This is a genomic window from Streptomyces albidochromogenes (assembly GCF_005981925.1).
In the GTDB taxonomy this organism is placed as follows: Bacteria; Actinomycetota; Actinomycetes; order Streptomycetales; family Streptomycetaceae; genus Streptomyces; species Streptomyces albidochromogenes.
In genome coordinates this window covers 1-1666 of record NZ_VBVX01000586.1, presented here as the reverse complement: position 1 = coordinate 1666, position 1666 = coordinate 1, and the positions used below count along the sequence as shown (strand labels likewise).

At 73.8% G+C, this 1666-nt stretch carries 2 protein-coding genes; both read left to right on the top strand.

All coding sequences use genetic code 11. The annotated features are described in order from the left end of the window. The first annotated feature begins 19 nt into the window (after nt 1-19). Nucleotides 20-682, top strand: a complete 663-nt coding sequence (locus tag E2E34_RS34075) for a SanA/YdcF family protein (protein ID WP_439333707.1) — start codon at nt 20-22, stop codon at nt 680-682. Nucleotides 683-743: 61 nt separating this feature from the next. Beyond that, on the top strand, nt 744-1601 hold the full coding sequence (locus E2E34_RS34070; protein WP_138905683.1) for a glucose 1-dehydrogenase: 858 nt from the start codon (nt 744-746) through the stop codon (nt 1599-1601). Nucleotides 1602-1666: the final 65 nt, after the last annotated feature.

The window sequence follows — 1666 nt, the reverse complement described above, 5'->3', positions numbered from 1 at the left end:
GGCGGGGCGCCCGCGCCTCATACCCCGCACCCGGCGCGGCCAACGGCGTACCGTCCAGGCGCTCATGCTCGTCGCCGTACTGGCGCTCGCGCCCGCGACCTGGCTGCACGCCGTGGCCGACAGCCGGGTCAGGACGACGGCGGACGCGCCGGCCCGCGACGTGGTCGTCGTCTTCGGGGCGGGCCTGTGGCGGGGCGGCCCGTCGCCGTACCTGGCGAACCGCCTCGACACGGCGGCCGAGCTCTACCGGGCCGGCAAGGCCAAGGTCGTGCTGGTCACCGGGGACAACAGCCGTACGGAGTACGACGAACCGGACGCCATGCGCGCCTACCTGGTCGAGCGGGGCGTGCCCGACCGGCGCATCGTCAGCGACTACGCGGGCTTCGACACCTGGGACTCGTGCGTACGCGCCAAGAAGATCTTCGGGGTCGACCGTGCCGTGCTGGTGAGCCAGGGGTTCCACATCCGCCGGGCGATCGGGCTGTGCCGTGCGGCCGGTGTCGACGCGTACGGCGTCGGGGTCGACGCCCGGCGCGACGCGACCTGGTACTACGGCGGCGTACGGGAGATCCTCGCGGCCGGCAAGGCGGCGCTCGACGCCGCGACCGAACCCGATCCGCACTTCCTCGGGCGTCAGGAGACGGGTGTGGCCGAAGCGCTGGCCGAGGCGTCGGAGCGCTGACAGACTGACGGCCGCCAGTATGCCGATTAGGCATAAGTTCGAGTGAGCAGGGGTTGGTCGCGTGTCCGCCGCCGTCGTTGATCTGAGCAGCAGGGCCGTCCTCGTCACCGGCGGGGCGCGCGGCCTCGGCGCGGCCGTCGCGCGGGCCGTCGTCGACGGCGGCGGCAGGGTCGTCCTCACGGACGTCCTGGAGGACGAGGGCGCCGCGACCGCCCGGGCACTCGGGGACGCGGCGCGGTTCGTACGGCACGATGTGACCGCCGAGAGCGACTGGCGGGCGGCGCTGGACTTCACGCTCGCGGAGTTCGGGCGGATCGACGGCCTGGTCAACAACGCCGGGACATCCGCCGGGCAGCTCCTGGAGCACGAGACGGTCGAGCACTTCCGGCAGGTCGTCGAGATCAACCTGGTGGGGGTCTTCATCGGGATGAAGACCGTGATCCCGGCGATGCGGGCGGGCGGTGGCGGGTCCGTCGTCAACATCTCCTCGGCGGCCGGACTCACCGGCCTCGCGCTGACCGCCGGGTACGGCGCGTCCAAGTGGGGTGTGCGCGGGCTGTCGAAGATCGGGGCGGTGGAGCTCGCGGAGGCGCGGATCCGGGTCAATTCCGTGCACCCCGGGATGACGTACACCCCGATGACGGCGCCCGTGGGCATCCGGACCGGTGAAGGCAACTACCCCGGCGCCCCCATGGGGCGGGTCGGCGTACCGGAGGAGATCGCGGCGGCGGTGGCGTTCCTGCTGTCGGACGCGGCGGCGTACATGACGGGCGCGGAGCTGGCGGTGGACGGCGGCTGGACGGCGGGGATGACGGTCAGGCACCTCACGGGCGGTGGCGGCCCCAGGAGCACCCCCGGCGACGCCGGCACCTCACCGGGCGCGCGGCCGGTGGCTGAGCCCGGTGTACCGGGGGCGTAACACCGGGCGCCCGTCGCCGTAACACCGCCGTCGCATGCTGACGGCATGCCCCGCACCTCCCCCGC